At 66.4% G+C, this 18,342-nt stretch carries 14 protein-coding genes; 12 read left to right on the top strand and 2 right to left on the bottom strand.

The window, feature by feature from the left end; translation table 11 throughout:
- Window positions 1–390 precede the first annotated feature (390 nt).
- A complete protein-coding gene (locus ACZ7G1_RS07535) occupies window positions 391–1,587 on the top strand; it encodes a phenylacetate--CoA ligase family protein (RefSeq protein WP_471204011.1) in 1,197 nt (398 codons plus the stop codon).
- An 82-nt stretch (window positions 1,588–1,669) separates the two neighbouring features.
- Here ACZ7G1_RS07535 and ACZ7G1_RS07530 read toward each other — a convergent pair whose 3' ends face one another.
- The gene (locus tag ACZ7G1_RS07530) at window positions 1,670–2,257 is read right to left on the bottom strand and encodes a TetR/AcrR family transcriptional regulator (RefSeq protein ID WP_470873766.1); all 588 of its coding nucleotides are present in this window, start codon (window positions 2,255–2,257) and stop codon (window positions 1,670–1,672) included.
- Window positions 2,258–2,389: 132 nt separating this feature from the next.
- On the opposite strand from ACZ7G1_RS07530, the gene ACZ7G1_RS07525 reads away from it, so the two are divergent.
- Window positions 2,390–3,046 (top strand): peroxiredoxin-like family protein, encoded by a 657-nt coding sequence (locus ACZ7G1_RS07525; protein WP_470873768.1) that lies wholly within the window; start codon window positions 2,390–2,392, stop codon window positions 3,044–3,046.
- Window positions 3,047–3,991: 945 nt separating this feature from the next.
- On the opposite strand, the gene ACZ7G1_RS07520 is transcribed toward ACZ7G1_RS07525, so the two are convergent.
- Window positions 3,992–4,849 carry a LysR family transcriptional regulator gene (locus ACZ7G1_RS07520; RefSeq protein WP_470873769.1) on the bottom strand — a complete coding sequence of 286 codons (858 nt, stop codon included), beginning with the start codon at window positions 4,847–4,849 and terminating at the stop codon, window positions 3,992–3,994.
- 147 nt (window positions 4,850–4,996) lie between these two features.
- Between ACZ7G1_RS07520 and ACZ7G1_RS07515 the strand changes: the two genes are divergently transcribed.
- The 10 genes from ACZ7G1_RS07515 (at window position 4,997) to ACZ7G1_RS07470 (ending at window position 18,177) form a co-directional block, all read left to right on the top strand.
- Complete coding sequence (locus tag ACZ7G1_RS07515; protein WP_470873771.1) at window positions 4,997–5,851, top strand: alpha/beta fold hydrolase; 855 nt, start codon at window positions 4,997–4,999, stop codon at window positions 5,849–5,851.
- A 558-nt stretch (window positions 5,852–6,409) separates the two neighbouring features.
- Complete coding sequence (locus ACZ7G1_RS07510; RefSeq protein ID WP_470873773.1) at window positions 6,410–7,690, top strand: condensation domain-containing protein; 1,281 nt, start codon at window positions 6,410–6,412, stop codon at window positions 7,688–7,690.
- A 339-nt stretch (window positions 7,691–8,029) separates the two neighbouring features.
- The gene (locus ACZ7G1_RS07505; protein ID WP_470873775.1) at window positions 8,030–10,507 is read left to right on the top strand and encodes an ATP-grasp domain-containing protein; all 2,478 of its coding nucleotides are present in this window, start codon (window positions 8,030–8,032) and stop codon (window positions 10,505–10,507) included.
- On the top strand, window positions 10,507–11,811 hold the full coding sequence (locus ACZ7G1_RS07500; RefSeq protein WP_470873776.1) for an MFS transporter: 1,305 nt from the start codon (window positions 10,507–10,509) through the stop codon (window positions 11,809–11,811). The genes ACZ7G1_RS07505 and ACZ7G1_RS07500 overlap by 1 nt, the downstream gene beginning before the upstream one ends.
- 55 nt (window positions 11,812–11,866) lie before the next feature.
- Complete coding sequence (locus ACZ7G1_RS07495) at window positions 11,867–12,178, top strand: hypothetical protein (RefSeq protein ID WP_470873778.1); 312 nt, start codon at window positions 11,867–11,869, stop codon at window positions 12,176–12,178.
- Between the two features lie 23 nt (window positions 12,179–12,201).
- On the top strand, window positions 12,202–12,894 hold the full coding sequence (locus ACZ7G1_RS07490; protein ID WP_470873780.1) for an SDR family NAD(P)-dependent oxidoreductase: 693 nt from the start codon (window positions 12,202–12,204) through the stop codon (window positions 12,892–12,894).
- Window positions 12,894–14,264 (top strand): ANL family adenylate-forming protein, encoded by a 1,371-nt coding sequence (locus ACZ7G1_RS07485; protein WP_470873782.1) that lies wholly within the window; start codon window positions 12,894–12,896, stop codon window positions 14,262–14,264. Before ACZ7G1_RS07490 ends, ACZ7G1_RS07485 begins: the two co-directional genes overlap by 1 nt.
- Complete coding sequence (locus ACZ7G1_RS07480) at window positions 14,257–14,877, top strand: DapH/DapD/GlmU-related protein (protein ID WP_470873783.1); 621 nt, start codon at window positions 14,257–14,259, stop codon at window positions 14,875–14,877. The genes ACZ7G1_RS07485 and ACZ7G1_RS07480 overlap by 8 nt, the downstream gene beginning before the upstream one ends.
- A 17-nt stretch (window positions 14,878–14,894) precedes the next feature.
- Window positions 14,895–16,607, top strand: a complete 1,713-nt coding sequence (gene cmlS / locus ACZ7G1_RS07475; protein ID WP_470873785.1) for a chloramphenicol-biosynthetic FADH2-dependent halogenase CmlS — start codon at window positions 14,895–14,897, stop codon at window positions 16,605–16,607.
- 205 nt (window positions 16,608–16,812) lie between these two features.
- Window positions 16,813–18,177: a cation:proton antiporter gene (locus ACZ7G1_RS07470; RefSeq protein ID WP_470873787.1), complete on the top strand. Its 1,365-nt coding sequence runs from the start codon at window positions 16,813–16,815 to the stop codon at window positions 18,175–18,177.
- The last annotated feature ends 165 nt before the right edge of the window (window positions 18,178–18,342 follow it).

Genomic DNA, 18,342 nt, shown 5'->3' with positions numbered 1-18,342 from the left:
TGTGGCTCGAGAACGTCTCAATATTTGAGAGGGTGGATATTTCAAGCCAAGCTGCCGCGGTGTTCGGAATTCAACTTTCCGTTTTCTGGCCGAAATCACGGCATGTTGTGGCGTGTACTGGTCATACCTACGAAACAGTGCCCGTTTAGTCGGTTGAAGTCGGAATCGGTGCATGGCTGTATCTCGTTGACAAGCGAGCTTGTGAACGATTTGAATGAAGGGCGTGCCCGGGGGGGCTACCGGGCGGGGGAAAACCAAGTAGCTCGAAGTGTCCTCCGTCACATCCTGTCGGTTCACCTCGAGAGGTCCACCACTATGCCGAAGGCCGTGGGGTCAACCCCCTCGATCGGTCGAAGTCCGTCCCCGCGTGAGCTTGAGGACATGCTGCACATGGCGGCGATCATTCCCTCGCTGCGGGGGAAGTACGCGCATCTTCTGGGTGCTCAGCGCCCCGTGGAGCTGTCGGACGTCCCCGTTCTCACCCAGGCCGAGTACCACGAGACGGTCCGTCAGCTGCTTGAGGACCCCCGGCACCGCCAGGGGGCCATCCTTTCCGCCGGCGGTGGCACCCTCAGCCACCCCGAACTCAGCATGCTGCCCGACGACATGTACGCGCCGCAGTTGCTGGCACGGTGGAAGCCCTTGGATAGCGGCGATGTCGTCGCCAACCTCTTTCCGGCCGGACGACTCCAGTCCGCCTTCCACTTCTTCAACGTCTACGCGGCGCTGTCCGGTGCCACGACGGTTCCCATCGGACACCTCAACGACGACGAGCTCGGCCAGTGGCTCGACTTCCTCGAGAACCGGGGTGTGACTGCCCTCGCGGCTCCTTCGGCCGTCATCGCCCGCGTGGTGCGGATGGCGCTCGGCTCCGGCCGCTCCTTGCCGTGGCTCCGCAAGATTCTGCTCAGCAGCAGTGGTGATGTCACGGGGACGGCGGAGCTCGTCTCCCTCCACATTCCCACCGCGAAGATCTGGGCCCTGTACTGCTCGCCGGCATCCGGCCCCATCGGCCACAACACGCCGGACTGCCCCGCGGACACCTTCCACGTGCTGCCACACCAGTACGTCGAGCTCGAGGACGAGCGGCTCCTGGTCACGAACATGCACGGCGAAACCACCTTCCCGCTCCTGCGGTTCCAGACGGGTGGCCTCGGCGAGCTCGTCGAGTGCGCCTGCGGGCGAGGGGAACCGACCGTCCGGGTGCGTGGGCAGTCGGGAACGACGCTGAACTTCCGTGGTAGGACGTTCGACGCGGATGAGCTCGTCACCCTGGCCCGCGCCGAGGCGGAGGTCGCGGAAGCCCAGGCCACCCTCGTCAACCAGGGCACCGCCGACGAGCAGCTGTGCCTCTCCGTGCGTCTGCATCCCGATGTGCCGGCGGATCACTACACCTGCGGGTGGATCCGGAGTCAGATCCTCAGCAGCCACATGACGCTGCGCGGTGCGGTGGACGAGGCGCCCGAGTCCTTCGAGGTCGTGGCGGTGGAGCGACTGTCGGGAGCCTCGATGGTGGGTGGCGCCCCGTCGCTCGTCATCGCGGAGCAAATCCCTGACGCTCTGTTCGAGTACGAAGAAGCAAGCTGACGTCCACTCGCGCCGACGGGCGCCCCGGCACTGCCGGGGCGCCCCGTCGCCTTCCAGGCGCGGTGGTACGCGGGTCCCGGGCCTACCTGCTGACGGCGGCGATGGCGGCCGCAAGGGTCTGACGGAGCTCTGTGGCGTCCGCTCCCGCTCGCGAACGCAGATTCACCCCATGGGCCAGGAGCGCGAGGATGTCTGCAGCCGACCCGGGATCTGCGCCGACTGCCAACTGCCCCTTCGCGTGTGCGGTGACGAGCGCTGCGTGCAGTGCGTCGCGCAGTCGTCGATGCTGCCGGTCCAGGACGGCCCGGACGTCCGTGTCACCGTTCTCGGCGCCCGCGTGTGCGTTGGAGATCATGCAGCCCCACCGGGCGTACTCGCCCGAGCAGCGCGTGGCGATCAGGTTGTCGAAGAAGTCGACAACCGCGGGCAGTCCGCGACCGTCCTCCGTAAGGCGGCCCAGGACGGGGCGGGAGCGGTCCCCGACGTACCGCTCGAGCGCGGCCATGTAGAGCTGCTGCTTGCTGCCGAACGTGGCATACAGGCTAGAGCGGTTGAGGCCGGTCGCGTTGACGATGTCCTGGACGCCGGTCGAAGCGACCCCCTGCTTCCAGAAGAGCCGCACGACGGTGTCCAGGGTCGTGTCAGGGTCGAAGTGCTTGATGTCCGGCATTGGCTCACTCCGTCATCCTGTAATGGTAGTTCCAAGATACTCCTCCACTCGGCCCGAACCGCTGGCCCAGAGCGGCCGCTGCCGCTATCTTGGAATGGTCAGTCCAAGATCTGGATGCCCGGAGGAGCCCTGATGAGCCTCAATGCCGAACTACGCGCCTTCTATGACAGTCGACAGGAGCGCATCCCTCCGAACATTCGAGAGATCATGAACCGCGCTCGTCAGGAGCTCGCCGACTCCGGCCAAGCCGAGCACGCGCTGAGCGTGGGGGACAAGGCGCCCGGCTTCAGCCTGCCCTCGGCGGACGGCAGGGCAGTCCAGCTGGATGCCCTGCTGGCAGACGGCCCCGTGGTGCTGACCTTCTACCGTGGTTCGTGGTGCCCTTATTGCAACATCGCGCTGCGTTCCCTCCAGCAGAACCTCGACGGCATCCACGCGCGGGGGGCCCGTCTTGTGGCCGTCTCACCTCAGATCCCCGACGAGTCTCTCTCCCTTGCGGAGAAGCACGAGCTGGCCTTCGACGTGCTCAGTGACATCGGTTCCGACACCGCCAAGCAGTACGGACTGGCCTTCGACCTACCCGACGACCTGGCCGCCGTCTACGAAGGCTTCGGCATCGACCTGCACCGCGTGAACGCCGGCCACTACCGCACGCTGCCACTGCCTGCGACGTACGTCATCGACCGTGACGGCACCATTCGATGGACCTTCGTCACCGCCGACTACACCAGCAGGGCTGAGCCCGCCGACATCCTCGACGCGCTCGATCGGGGCCCGCACCGACCGTAAGCAGGCGCCATCAGCCCTGGTGGTGCGTCGCGCGAAGTGACATCCGATGTGTACATCGACGTCCCGGTCGACGAGCGTTGAACAACTGGACTCGGTCCAACGGTGCGCAGATTGGCCGGACTTGACGGTGGCGTTAACCTAGGGCGTGACCCGGATTCCCTCGTCTGCGCGAGTCACGGTCGAAGCGGGTGTGAGCTCGGTGCGGCGGACCGCGCTGGTCGGACACCAATGATCATAGCCCGTTCTTCACCTTTCATGATCGAGAGCTCCCTGTCATACTCCCGGTGAGATCACGGGCGGAGCCCCGTGGAGTTCGTGATGTGCGGGCCCATGGGGCATCCGCCGCGAATCCGTTGGCACTCAGTGCGCGGCTGAAGGTCTTCTTTGGCTTTCACGGTGCGAAATTCTGTGCGTGCAAGGCTGGTTGAACGGTCTGCGAAGGTGAAAGGGGCCAAGGGCATGTCTCAGGTCGGCATGGAGCGGAACGAGCAGGGGTCTTTCAAGGGGGTATCCGACTGGCGATCGATGTCTCCTGGTGGCGAGCCGTCTGAGCTGAGGGCCCTCTGTGAGGCGGCGAAGTCCTTCGAGAGTGCCTTGGCTGAGCAGCAGTTGGCAGACCTCGAGGATCTCGGAGACATGCTGAGAGCCATCGCTCCGGGACTGGCCACGACGTTCGCGGCCTTGGCAGCCGCCTGCGAGTCGCTGCAGGACGGGGCTGAGATGAGCTTTCATAGAAGTCGATTGGACCGAGTGTCAAAGACCCTGCGGACATTGGAACGTGACTGGAGGGCAACCAGGATGGATGCGTCATGTATCGGCATTCTGTGACTTGCCGACGCATTGTCAGATCGGGTGCGAAGGCCAGCTGAGCCCTTGCGTCCTGCAGGGCCGCTGACCTTCAGCTATACAGAATGCAATGCCTCCACATTGATTCGCCGTACCACCTCAGAGAGCAAGTTCGTGATCCAGGAACGCCCGGGCGGCCGGAGTGGCGTCGTCGAGGGAAGGCACAGCCAGGGCGAGGTGCCTGGAGATCGGTACGTCCAGGGGGCGGGTGACCGCGTTGCCGAGATCTGCGGGCAGGCCCAGGGTGGGCACGATGCTGACGCCCAGACCCGCGTCCACCATCGCGATGATGGCTGAGAGTTCGCCGGCCTCGTAGGCGACATCGAGGGTGGCGCCGGCTCGACTCACGCCCTCCAGGAGGACGGGCCGGCACCCGCCGGTCGTCAGGATGAACGGCTCGCGCGACAGCGCTCGCACGGAGACGATCTCCGTCGAGGCGAGTGCGTGCCCCCGCGGCAGCAGTGCGACCATCGTGTCCGACCCCAGTGGCACGGTGTGCATCCCGGGCTCTGGGAGGATCACCACCCCAATCTCCGCGGCTCCGTTTTCGAGCCATCGGCGTATCTCCGGGCTGTAGCCCTCCATGAGACGCACGCTGACCTGGGGGTAACGGTCGCTGAATGCGCGCAGTCGAGCGGCGACCAGCGTCCCGGTGGCGCTCGGCAGGCTCGCGAGGCGCAGGGACCCTGCCACTTGTCCGGCCGCGGCCGCCACGTCCGGGCGGATCAGATCGAAGTGCCGGATTGTCTCCCGGGCGCGGGAGACGGCCCGCTGCCCAGCCTCGGTGAGGGCGACACCTTCGCGGCGCCGCACCAGCAGCGCCGCGCCCAGGTCAGCTTCCAGCGTCGCGATCGACCGGCTGACATGTGGCTGAGACATACCGGTCCGCTCCGCCGCAGCGGTGAACCCCCCATGCTCGGCGACGGCCAGCAGGACCCGCAGGTGCGACAACTGCACCCTCCCCACCTCCCCTGTGCTAAGGCCGTTCACCAGCAGTTATGCCGACGGCCTATACCTCCATGCCGGGGATGATATTTGACGGGGCCATATTCAGGCCAGGAAGGTCGTGACCTGCAGCGTTCAGGACACGACTCTGGAGGCGACATGTCGTCGACAACCATCATCCGCAAGGCCGTCGATGTGGACGGCCAGCCCGCCAGCTACCTCACCACGGCAGGATCGGACGGCGTCGCGGACCGTCCGCCCGTTCTGCTGTTGCACGGCACCTACTGGAGCCGGGTATGGCTGCCGGTGCTGACGGATCTGGCGGCGGCGGGGCTGCGGCCCATCGCCGTCGACCTGCCCGGCCTCGGCCAGTCGGCCGGTGAGCTGAACCTCGACTCCGCCACCGTGCCGGCACTCGCCGGATGGGTGCGGCGCTTCGCAGCTGCGGTGGGCGCCGTCGAGCCGATGAGAGTTGCGGGTCACGACATCGGTGGAGCCATCGCCCAGCACCTCGCGGTCGGCGGGGGCGCCGAGGTGGAGCGACTGGCCCTCGTCAACTCGGTGACCTACGACTCGTGGCCGGTTCCGGGCGTCGAGCGGTTCCGGAAGCCCGAGGTGGTGGCCGCCACGACTGTCGAGGAACTTCTCGCCGCCCGGCGCACGGCGGTGACCGCTGCTCTGGCCCGGCCGACCGGTGAAGAGGAGATCTCGGAGTACCTCGACCCTTGGCGCAGCCGGCGCGTCGGTCGTTCCTGGATGGCACTCGCGGGCGCGGCTGACAGCCGGTACACCCTCGACCTGCTTCCCGAGATGCGCCGCTCGGAGATGCCGAAGCTGCTGGTGTGGGGAGAGGACGACACCTTCCAGGGCGTCGCATACGCCGAGCGCTTCGCCGAGGAGATGCCTCGCACCGAGCTGGTGAGGGTTCCGAACGCGGGCCACATCCCGATGGAGAACGACGCCAAGGCGGTCGCGGCGGCGCTCTCCGCCTTCTTCGCCCCGGACAAGGTGTGACGGAGGCGTAAGAAGCGTGTCGTGGTGGCGGCGCCCGTTCTTTCCGGAGGAAACCGCCAAGACGTCAATGGAACTCCTTTAGGGAGCCAATGCCGCAGACCGAATGCGAATCGGACATGTCCACCGCCAAAGCTGAGGCGAAGGTTCCGCTTTCCGTGCTTTCCGGGTAACCGTCTCGGAAAACGGACCCTCCTTGACCGTCCCCCACCTGGTGATCTAGGTTCAGTCCATTGCCAGTGGCATATTCCACGCTGACTCCTCGAGATCCTTCGAGCCATGCAATGAGGCTGGCCGGAGACGGCTCCCGGTGTCCGCACTCCCTTGGTCGAGGGGTCGATCACCGGAGATCGCGTGTTGACGCCGGATCTGTGGAATATGACTTCTTTCCTTCAGTGATACTTTGAGGCCGGGTGTACTTTCGCGTACGCCCATGTGTCAGCGACGCCACAGTGGTTCTCGAGTATTCGTTTCAGATCTCGAAAAGGACTCTCCGGGGGCCTGAGATACAGACGTCGCGACGCGTTCGGCCGACGTCACGGCACGAATAGGTTGTTCCACATGCAAGCGAATGAAGTCGCCAGGGCTCCCATCACTTTCGGGCAACTGTCGCTTTTGCGTTCCATCCAGAACATTGACCCGGTCGCGGCCAACCTTCCTCAGGTGTGGGAACTGCCGCCGGGAACTACCTCCCGGCAGGTCGAAGCGGCCTTGACCGTCTTGGAGGAACGGCACGAGGCTCTTCGTACGCGTTATGAGGACCTCGACAGCAAGAACCCCACACAGATCGTTCTCGCGCCGCAGTCTGTGGTCATCGTGGGCCCGCCGCAGGAGACCGAGCCGGCGAAGGCAGCGGATTCCCTCGGTGATCGTCCCTTCGACCTCGCGACCGAACCGCCGTGGCGGATGACCCTTGTCACCGAGAACGGTGAACTCCGCTGGCTGGCCATCTGCCTTCATCACATCGCGACGGACGGCTGGTCGGTCAACCAGTTGCAGCGGGAGCTCCTTACGCTCCTCTCAGTCGGGGCCCTCCCCGGCGGACAGGTCCCGACGTGCCGGTCGCTGGCGGAGGAGCAGTGGTCCGACGCCAACGAGTCGCGCCGGAAGTCGGCCCGCAAGCATTGGCAGAAGATCTTCAGCAAGGCGCCGGCCATGGTCCGCGACGAGGCACCCGCGGCGGTCAACGGCCGTTGGGGCCGTTACGGCACCGCGGAGCAGACAGACGCACTTCACCGGATAGCCAGGGCCCACCAGCTTTCGCTCCCCTCGGTCATCCTGAGCGCCTACTGCCGCGCCGCAGCACAGTACGACGGCCTGGACGAGATCATGGTCGCGGTCTTCACCAACAACCGCAGTGACCCGCGTTGGGAGAAGCTCCTCACGACGCAAGACCAGCTCATCCCCCTCGTCATCCCCACCGATCCGGACGAGCCGTTCGGCGCCTTCGCCACTAAGGTCCACTGGGAGCTTTTCAAGTCCTACCGCCACGGCGAGCACAACGTCGACGACTTGCTGGAGATCGCGGCCGAGCATGGCTTCACCGGTACTGTGAACGGTTGCTTCGACAGGTCGGTCAGCGGGCTCTTCACCTATTTCTTCAACTACATGGGTGAATACCAGAAGGATCAGCTCTTCCTCCCGCAGGGGCTTGAGACGGGCACTACCGGTCGCAACATCGGTGCGCCGCTCTACCTCCAGGTTCAGGAGGGGGACGCCATCGTCTCGACGCTCCAGGAGAATTCATCGGCCACCGATTTCGCGAGGATCGCCGGAATTCTCCGTCTCATCGAGGAGATACTCCTCGCCGCCGCCCAGGGAGCGGAATCCCGGCCCGAGTAGGCCGGTCGCGGGTCCTGTGTCTCCCGTTGCGGAATCGCCGGGGGAGCAGGGAGCCGTGAGGCAATCACGAGGTGAATCGAGCACGGCTGCCCCGGTCCTCTCGTGTCCGGTGGCGGCCGGCTCCAGGCACGCTCCTGAACCGCGACGAATTTCCCCACGTCGCCGTCCGACCGCCTGATTTCCAGGGTCATCGCGCCTTCTCATGCCGGCACGTCAGGACGGACACCACCGCCGCCGACGCGTCTGGGGAACACCCGAATTCCCCGCTCCTCTTCAACGAACGCCGGCCGGTCGAACCGCCGGTCGCGCATCCACCCACTGCACTGTCCCGGAGGAATAGTGTCGAAGCACGTCATGATCCTGCATCAATGGACCGACCGTTTCGCGGAGTACGAGTCGTATATCGACCACGCCGCCAACACGGTGACGTACGTTGCCGCACCATGGTCGCTCGACTCGATCCCCGGTACGGCCGCCGCCGTGAAGCAGATCGCCAGCACGGAGGACGAGGCCCTGCTCAGGGGCGCCGTCGAACAGCTCGTCGCCGAGTACGGCGTACCCCACCGCATCGTCGCGCTCAACGAATCGGACCTCGACCTCGCCGCCGTACTCCGTGAAGAGCTCGGGGTCCCCGGACAGAACCCGGCGGAACTCGCGCCGTTCCGCGACAAGCTGGTCATGGCGGAACGGCTGACCGAGGCCGGCGTCGCCGTGCCTGCGACCGCGCATGCGGTCGACCACGACATGGTGCGGTCGTTCGCCGACGAGCACGGCTGGCCCGTCCTGCTCAAGCCGGCCTGCGGCACGTCCAGTATCGGAGTCACACGCCTCGACTCCGCCGACGACCTCGCTGCGTTCGTCTTCCCGCCGGACGAGATCCTCCTGGTGCAGCCCTACCTCCCGTACGACATCCTGCACGTCGACGGCGTCAGCCTGGGGAACGGACTCGGGCTCGGGGCATGGCGGGCATCGCGGTACGTCAACACCTGCTTTGGCTACACCAAGGGCGAGCCGCTGGGATCGGTCGAGATCGACGATCCGGTGCTGCTCGCCCGCGTCGAGGACTTCGCCACCCGGACCACCGCTGCCCTCAGCGCCGGGCCTGTCGTCTTCCACCTGGAGCTCTTCGTCTCCGGCTCGCAGGAGGCGCCGGAAGTGCAGTTCCTGGAGATCGGAGCCCGGCCCGGAGGGGCTGAGATCCCCTTCCTGTGGCGCGAGATCCACGGCATCGACCTCATGAAGGCCACCTTCGCGCTCCAGGTCGGGGACCCGGTGCCCGACGAGGCGCGGTCGCTGCCGCCCGTCGCGGAGACCGAGCGTGTCGGCTGGCTGCTGATGAAGACGCCGGAGGTCCGGCCCTGCCGAGTCGTCGCGTCCGAACTCGCCCTGTCCACCGAGGAAGGGCCGTACGAGACCGTCCGCCCGATGCGGGGACAGACGATCGTAGCCACTCCCGGATACGAGCACGGCTATGAGAACTCCGGAGCCCGCTTCCGTTTCCGCGGGCGCTCCAGCGCCGAGGTGCTGGCGAAGGTCGAACGGACCGTCGCCACCTACGACTTCCGCTGCCGCCCCGTGGACCCGACCGCCCCCGACCTGGTCGTCTTCGTCGGCTCCGGCGAGCGCGAGTACCGCGAGTACGCGTACAAGGCGGTCGCCGGAAGCACCCGGATGGCCCTCGTCAGCACCTCGCAGGCGACCTGGGAGAACGCGTACATCACGGCTCACCGGCAGGTTCCCGACACCAGCCCCGATGCGCTGGTGGAGGCGCTCGGCGACCTCTTCGCGGAGCACGACGGCAATGTCGGCGTCATGACGTGGGCCGAGGTCCTTCTGGAGGACACCGCGGCCGCGGCGGCGCGGCTCGGTATGCGCCACATGTCGCCGGCGGCAGCCGCGAACTGCCGGGACAAGCTCTCCACCCGGACACGGCAGTCAACGGGCCTGGTCCGGTTCGCACGCGTGGATACCGAGGAGCAGGCCCTGGAGGCTGCTGAGTCCTTCGGATATCCGGTCGTCGTCAAGCCGCGGTCGCTCGCCGGCAGCGTCGGTGTGGCCCAGGCGAACAACCCGGAGGAGCTCGCCCGGCATTTCGCCATGACCTCGGCGAGCAGCTTCCCCGGCCTGACCCCGCTCGGCGGGTCGATCGTGGAGGAGTACGTCGACGGCCCGGAGATCAGCGTCGACTCCGTGGTCTTCCAGGGCGAGGTGCAGCCGGTGAACGTGGCGCGCAAGCGTCTCGGGTTCGAGCCCTACTGCCAGGAGGTGGGACACCTCGTCGCCCCGTGGCGTGACGAGGAGTGGGCCGACGAGGTGCGGAGCATGCTCGCCCAGACCCACCGGGACCTGGGCATAACCGATGGCGTGACGCACGCGGAGGTCCGGCTGTCGTCGTCCGGCCCGAAGCTGATCGAGCTCAACGGACGGCTCGGCGGCGACTTCATCCCCCTCCTCGGTCACCTCGCCACAGGCGTCGACCTGACCTCCGCCGCGGTGTCGATCGCGCTGGGGCACCGACCCGACACCGAGCAGGTGCGCGACCGGTGCGTCGAGATCAGGTTCCTCTTCCCCGCCGAGGACGGGACCGTCGAGTCCATCGACACCGCCGCCGCCGAGCAGCTTGACGGGGTCGTGGAAGTGGTGCGCCTGATTCAGCCGCCCACCCCGCTGCGGCTGCCCCCGCGCGGCCTGGAGCCGCGGGTGCTCGCCGTCATCGTCACCGGTGACAGCCCCGAGGAGTGCCACGCCCTCCTCGACAAGGCGGAGGCCCTCATCGACATACAGCTCACACCGTTCTCGTCGCCGGCGGCCGAGTGATGATCAAGAGCACCGTCAAGAAGCTGGCCAGCGACTACTCGCTTCCCGGTCGGAACCACCGCATCATTGCCGTCGGTGTCGTCGTCAACGCCTCCGGCAGCGGCTTCTACCTGACAGGCAGCACGCTGTACTTCCTGAAGGGCATCGGCCTGACGGCGGCCCAGGTCGGACTCGGTCTGACCATCGCCGGTCTCGTGGGCTTTCTGACCACGGTCCCCGTGACGCTCCTCGCGAAGCGCTTCGGCCCGCTCACCCTGCTGAGGTCGCTCCAGCTGTGGCGCGCGACCTGGCTGGTGGCGCTGGCCTTCTCCGGGGACATGATCACATTCACCCTGTGCGCATCCATGGTCATGGTGTCGCAGGGGCCGATCTTCCCGATGGTCCAGATTCTGGTCAACTCGACAGCGGGGAGCGCCGACCGCACCCGGATGCTCGGCGTGGTCAGCTCCGTCATCAACGTCGGGATGTCGTTCGGCACTCTGGCGGCGGCACCGCTGATTTCGATGGGAGGGCTGAACTGGCTGCGGTCGGTCATCCTGGCCGGCGCCGCGTGCAGCGTGTTGTCGTGCCTGGTCTTCCGCTTCCTGGAGGTCGACACCTCGTCCTCGGAGCCGACCGCGCAGAAGTGGTACGCCGGGCTCGTCGACGTCGCGAAGGACCGCACCTACCTGTCCCTCTCTGCCGTCAACGGAATCCTCTTCCTGCACCCGGTCCTCCTCGGCGTAGCCATCCCGCTTTGGCTCGTCGAGGCGACGAACGCACCGGAGGCCCTGCTCAGCGTCCTCCTCTTCCTCAACACCGTCCTCGCGATCGTCTTCCAGGTGCAGTTCGCGAAGAACATCAAGAGCACCGCGGACGGCACCCGCTCCCTCCTCCGGTCAGGATTGGCGCTCGGCCTCTTCAGCCTGATGCTGATCCCGACGCTGTACACCGACGTCTGGCTGAGCATCGCGATTCTCGTGGCGGCCACCGTTCTGCTTACCTGCGGTGAGCTCTTCCAGGGCGCGGGCGCGTGGGAGCTGTCGATCCGTCACGCCCCGGAGGCCAAGAGAGCCGAGTACCTGGCCGTGTTCAGCCTGGGCGGTTCCATCGCGAACATCGTGGGGCCCGCTCTGGTCGCCGCGCTCATCACCTGGGGATCGGCGGGAATGGTCGTCCTCGCGTCGCTCTTCGCCGTGGCGGCCGGTCTGATCACGATGGTCGGCGGCAGGCTCGCGTGCTCCGAGCCGGCGGTCGAAGCGCCCGGATCGATCACCGCGGGATCGCCCTCGGCAAGCTCGCCCTCCACCGAAGCGGCCTCCTGACCGTCCGCCACCCGCTCTCGGCTTCGACCCCTTCCATTCAGAAAAGGACAAGACCATGCAGGAACGCCTGCTCGCCCTCATCCTCGACGTCATCGAGGAACTGAACGAACGACGCGACGAGAAGATCCCGACGGATGACCCGATGGAGGTCAGCTTCTACGGGAACTCGGCGGTCTTCGACTCGATGCAGCTGGTGAACTTCCTCGCCCGCGTCGAGGAGGCGATCGAGGACGAGTACGACGTCGAAATCTCGCTGACCTCCGAAAAGGCCGTTTCACAGCGGATCAGCCCCTTCAGCAGCGCCCGCCGGCTCATCGAGTTCGCCATCGGTGAGCTCGAGGAGGCCGGCGTCACGGCCGACGCCTGAGCGGCCGCGACACCATGGCGACGATGTTGATCACCGGGACCCGTACCGGGATCGGAAAGTCCTTGGCGGAGCACTTCCTGGGGCGTGGGGACACGGTGATCGGTTGCAGCAGGCGCTCCTCCACGATCGACCACCCTGGGTACCGCCACTTCGAGTCGGATCTCACCGACTCACAGCAGTTGAAGCGCATGTTCCGTTCTATCCGGAAGGAGTTCGGCCACCTCGACAGCGTGGTCAACAACGCCGGGACCGCGACCATGAACCACTTCATGCTGACCCCGGAGGAGACGACCCGGAAGATCTTCGACATCAACTTCTTCGCGATGCTCGGGTGCAGCCGGGAGGCGACCAAGCTGCTTCAGAGGAGCGAACGGACGACTACGTCCATCCTCAACATTTCGACAGTCGCCGTCCCATGGGCGCTCGACGGCCAGCTCGTCTATTCGGCAAGCAAGAGCGCCGTCGAGCAGGCGACCCGGGTCATGAGCAAGGAACTGGCGTCCTTCGCCATCCGGGTGAACACTCTGGGGCTGCCGATCGTGAGAACCGTCCTGACGCGGACGCTTCCGGACGAGGCGCGGGCGAACGTCCTCGCGCGGCAGGCCATCGACCGCATGTGCGAGTTCGAGGACCTGGTCGGCCCGGTGGAGTTCCTGACGTCAGAGCGGTCCGGGTTCATCACCGGAGAAACGATTCATCTAGGAGGAGTTCACTAGTGCGCGACACACTGACGGTCCGGCTGAGGAGCCTGAACGATCGCGTCGCTGTCATCGACCGCGGGATCACCCGTTCCTATGCGGAGCTGGCTGACGAGATCGACCGGCTGGAGGCGCTGTTCGATGCCTCGGGCATGGAGGCGGGAGCGACGGTCGTCCTGCACGGAGACTTCTCCTTCTCGCAGATCGCTGCGTTCTACGCGCTCTACCGGCGCCGGAGCATCGTCGTCCCCATCGTGTCTTTCACCGAGGCCAGCCACGACGCCGTCCGGAGCACCTGCCGTGCCGAGTACATCGTCGCGGTGGGCGACGAGGTGACCGTCGAACGCTGTGATCCGGCCGGCGGCGAGACGTCCGAGCGCGTCGACGTCCTCCGGGCGGCGGGGGAGTCGGGCCTCATCCTGCTCTCCAGCGGCTCGACGGGGAAGCCGAAGGCGATCCTGCACAACCTCGACGCGATCTTCGCGGAGAAGGCGGACGCGCCCGAGCACGTCAGCCGGATCCCGCGCAACATCCTGCTGTTCCTGCTGGCCGACCACATCGGTGGGATCAACTCGCTCCTCGGCGTGCTGCGTTCGCGGGCGAGCGCAGTCATCCCGGCCGAGCGGACACCCGGGGAGATCTGCTCCCTCGTCGAGAAGCACGGGATCCGGCTGCTCCCGACCAGCCCGACCTTCCTGAACCTCGTCCTCATCGGCGGCTTCCACGAGAAGCACGACCTGTCGAGCCTGAAGCTCATCACCTACGGGACCGAGCCGATGCCGGAGGAGCTGCTCAAGCGGGTGCACGCGGCGATCCCCGGGGCCCGACTGCTCCAGACATTCGGGACGAGCGAGACCGGCATCTCGACCACCAGCAGCAAGTCCTCCTCCAGTACGTCCTTCCGGATCGAGGACGACAGCTCCGAGTACCGCATCGTCGACGGCGAGCTCCAGCTGCGGACGAAGACCCAGTTCCTCGGGTACTTGAATTACTCGAATGAGGCCGTCACGGAGGACGGCTGGTTCCGCACCGGCGACCTGGTCGAGGAGACCGGGGACGGCTACATCAAGGTCAAGGGCCGGGCGGCCGAGGTCATCAACGTCGGCGGCGAAAAGGTCCTTCCACTCGAACTGGAGTCCATTCTCCTCGGTAGCCCTGAGATCTCCGACTGCGTGGTCTTCGGCATGCCCAACTCCATCACCGGCCAGGCGGTCCACGTCGAGGTGGTCCCGGCCGGTGAGCTTTCCAAGGCTGAACTCCGGCGTCACATCCGGGAGTTCCTCGACGGCAAGGTCGAGCCGTTCAAGATGCCGGCCAAGGTCACCATCGTCGCCCAGACGGCCTTCTCGGCCCGTTTCAAGAAGGACAGGAAGCTGAACCGTGGCTGATGTCGTGCTCCTCGGGGCCTCCAAGTTCGCCGCCGAAGTCGCCCGCTACGTGCACGGCGCGGGGCACACCGTCGACCGTTTCCTCGCCCTCCCGGGCGAGGAGGTCACCGTTCCGGATGGACAGTGGGAGGAGATCTCTCGGGAGGCTCTGCCCGACGGCACCCGGGTCGTCCTGGCCGTGGCGGACATGGAGCTCCGGGCGGCTGCCATCTGTGACTACATCGAGGCGTGGAACCTCGACGCGATCAACGTGGTCGACTCCACCTCGACCGTCGACGAAAGCGCTCTGCAGGGTGTCGGGAACATCATCGGCCCCGAGAACTACATCGGGGTCAACGCCACGCTCGGCAGCTTCAACGTCCTGCACTACAAGTCGAGCATCGGCAACCACTCGCACGTGGGCTCGCTCAACTTCATCTCACCCAACTTCCACACCGGCAACACGGTCCGGATCGGCTCCGGGAACTTCATCGGCATCGGCTGCCAGCTGGCACCGGGCGTGACGGTCGGCGACGACTGCCGCATCCAGGCGGGACTCACCCTCTTCGAGGACGCCGTGGACGCCCGCTCCTACCTCGCGCCCAGCCGCATCAAGTCCCTTCCCATCCAGTAGACCCGTAAGGAAATGTCATGAACCAGCAGCGTGTGGCCATCATCGGCGCCGGCCCGACCGGCTGTGCGGCGGCCCTGACCCTCAACAAGCTCGGCCACGAGGCAGTGGTCTTCGAGCGGGGCACCTTCCCGCGCTACCGGGTCGGAGAGTCCTTCCTGCCGGGCTCGCTCTCGATCTACAACCGCCTCGGCCTGGAGGAGAAGATCAAGGACGCCGGCTTCCTCAAGAAGCCGTCGGCGACCTTCCTCTGGGGCAAGGGCGAAGTGCCCTGGACCTTCTCCTTCAACACCCCGAAGACCGCGCCGTGGGTCCTCGACCACGCCATCCAGGTCGACCGCGGACAGTTCGACCACATGCTCGTCGAGGAGGTCCGTGAACGCGGCATCCCCCTCTATATGAATGTTCCCGTGACCGCGGTGGACATCTCCGACCCGGACCGCGTTACCCTCTCGTACAAGCAAGCCGGCGAGACCGTTGTCGACTCCTTCGACTACGTCATCGACGCCGGTGGCTCCGGTGGACCACTCGCGCGCCAGCTGAAGAAGCGCCGCTACGACGAGTACTTCCGGAGCTTCGCGATCTGGTCATACTTCAAGAAGGCCGACCCGTTCGAGGGTGACCTCAAGGGCACCACGTTCTCGATCACCTTCGAGGACGGCTGGGTCTGGATGATCCCGCTCAAGGGAGACGTGTACAGCGTCGGTCTCGTTGTCGACCGCTCGAAGGCCGACGAGGTCAAGGAGCGCGGCTACGAGGAGTTCTACACCTCGACACTGGCGAAGGCCGACCGTGCCATGGCCATCCTCGACGGGGCCGAGCGCTGCGATCAGGTGCGCATCGTGCACGACTGGTCCTATGACTCGGAGCAGTACTCCAGCGGACGCTGGTTCCTCAGTGGGGACGCCGCCGCATTCACCGACCCGCTGTTCTCGCAGGGCGTCCAGATGGCCGCACAGTCGGCGGTGTCCGCCGCGGCAGCCATCGACCGCCTCAGCGCGCACCCGGACGAGGCCGAGACCGTACACGCCTGGTACACCCGCGCCTACCAGGAGACCTACGAGAAGTACCACGAGTTCCTGGCCGCCTTCTACACGATGGCCTCGTTCAGCGAGCCGGACTCCGAGTTCTGGTCAAAGCGCCGGATCCGCGAGTCCGACGACGACCGGGTCGAGCGCCGCCGCTGGTTCGGCAACCTGGTCAACGCGGAGGACGGTTCGGGATGGTCGGCCGAGGTGTTCCGCGAGCGCGCCACCACGATGATGAGCATCGGGCGCCACCAGCGGGACGGGCTGAGCTCCGAGTTCTCCGACGACGAGCTCGTTCCGGCTCGCGTGCAGTGGGTGTCCAACCTGCACAAGGCGCTGCGGAAGATTACGCGGCTGGAGTGGGTGGGTGAGGAGGTCCTCCTCAAGCCCTACTACAAGATCGACCCGGTCGACTTCCGCCTCATGCCCAAGCAGGTGGTGGCGAACGAGGCCGGTCGCGAGATGGTCAAGTGGCGTCTGGACGAGCGGCACCAGAAGATCCTCCAGCGCATGCAGCAGGAGAACTTCGGCTTCAAGGAGCTGGAGAGCGAACTGGCCGACGCCGACGGCGCCGACGTGAGTTCCCAGATCGTCATCCGCCTCTTCGAGGCCGGTCTGCTGCGTGGCTTCGACAAGAACGGCGACCGCGTCGTCATCCAGGACCGCCTGCGGTTCGACGGCGTCGGGACCGAGTACGAGGTCTAGGGGCCGCCCTGCCTCTCCCGCCGTGTCCGGCCCGCACCCCAGCGGGCCCTTCGACCCGGTCCGATGTGACGCCGACGGTCGGACGGGGGCTGGACTGCACGGCCCACATTCCCGACCGGGTGCCGGCCGACCGGCAACCCGGCCGGACTCCCAGAAGCGGTCGCAGACTGCTTCCCCCTCAGCGAATCCGACAGAGAGAACGAGCATGTCCAGATCCGTCCAGATCGCCGCCGCGGTCACCGACAAGAACCTCGAACTGGTCCTCAAGGTGCTTCCGGCCATCATCGTCATCATGGCTGCCTCCTGGGTGTGCGGCCGCCTCGCCCTGATGGTCAAGCAGCCCCGGGTGCTCGGAGAGATGGTCGCTGGTGTCCTCCTCGGACCGACGCTCTTCGGCGCCGTATGGCCCGCGGGACAGAAGTTCATCTTCGCGCCCGAGGTTAAGCCGATCCTCTACGTCCTCAGCACCATTGGCCTCACTCTCTTCATGTTCCTGATCGGCGTCGGCTTCGACCACAGCGGCGGCACCAACGGAAAGCAGGAGGCCAAGCGGGCCGGTCTGCTGGCCGTCTCCGGCATGCTTCCGTCCCTGCTGCTGGGCGGAGCCGTCGGCTGGCTGACGTACGACCGACTGTCCAAGCCTGACGTGGGCACGGTCGAGTTCGTGCTCTTCGTCGGCGGCGCGCTCTCCATCACCGCGTTCCCGATGCTGGCGCGCATCCTGTACGAGCGGAACCTGCAGAACACCTCGCTGGGCCGGATGACCCTGCTCGGGGCCTCCTTCGACGACGCGGCCGCCTGGTGCTTCCTCGCCGTGATCTCGGCCATGCACGCCAACGCGGGAGGAGCGAAGGCCCTCGTGACGATCGGTCTCTCCGTCGTCTTCGTGGCCGTCATGCTCCTCGTCGTGCGTCCCCTCCTGAGGCCGCTCGGCGAGCGCGTCCAGCGGACTGGCGCGTTCGGTCTCGACCAGATGTACCTGGTGCTCGGCGTCGTCATCGCCGCCGGCTACTTCACCGACTACATCGGCATCTACTCAGTGTTCGGCGGATTCGTCGCCGGTCTGGCCATGCCGAAGCACCCCGCGTTCCGCGAGGCCGTACTCAAGCGCATGATGGAGGTCGTCAACGTCCTGCTGCTCCCGATCTTCTTCACCTTCTCGGGTCTGAACACCCAGCTGAACGGCCTCGGCGGGTGGGCCATGATCGGCCCCTTCCTGCTGATCCTCGTGGCGGGATTCGTCGGGAAGTACTTCGGCTGCGGCCTCGCCCTGCGCGGGACAGGCCTCTCCTGGCGCAAATCCCTTGCCATCGGTGGTCTGATGAACGCCCGCGGTCTGATGATCCTCATCTTCATCAACATCGGCCTGGCGCAGGGGATCATTAGCCAGGAGGTCTTCTCCATGCTGGTGCTCGTCGCCGTCATCACCACTGCCCTCGCCGTGCCGCTCTACCGGTGGGCGCTGCCCGATCGCATGGAACGAGACATGCTGGTCGAGGAAGGGATCCTCGCGGACCAGGCTCCGGAGACGCGCGACGACCAGCGTGAACTGGTCGGGTCCGCGAGGTAGGCCGCGTACGTGGAGCCGCGGTGCGTCACGCCGATCGGGCCGCTGGCTTGCCCCGGCCCTGCGCGTGGCAGCACCGCATCCATGACGGTCAGTCGGCGCGGGTCGTCAAGGCTGACGGGACAAGCGACATGACACTCCGTCCATTCCCTGGGCTCCGACCGTTCG

This window comes from Streptomyces sp. NPDC037273, assembly GCF_055603625.1.
Note: the sequence above shows the minus strand (reverse complement) of the source record. Positions and strands in the feature narration are given on the sequence as shown.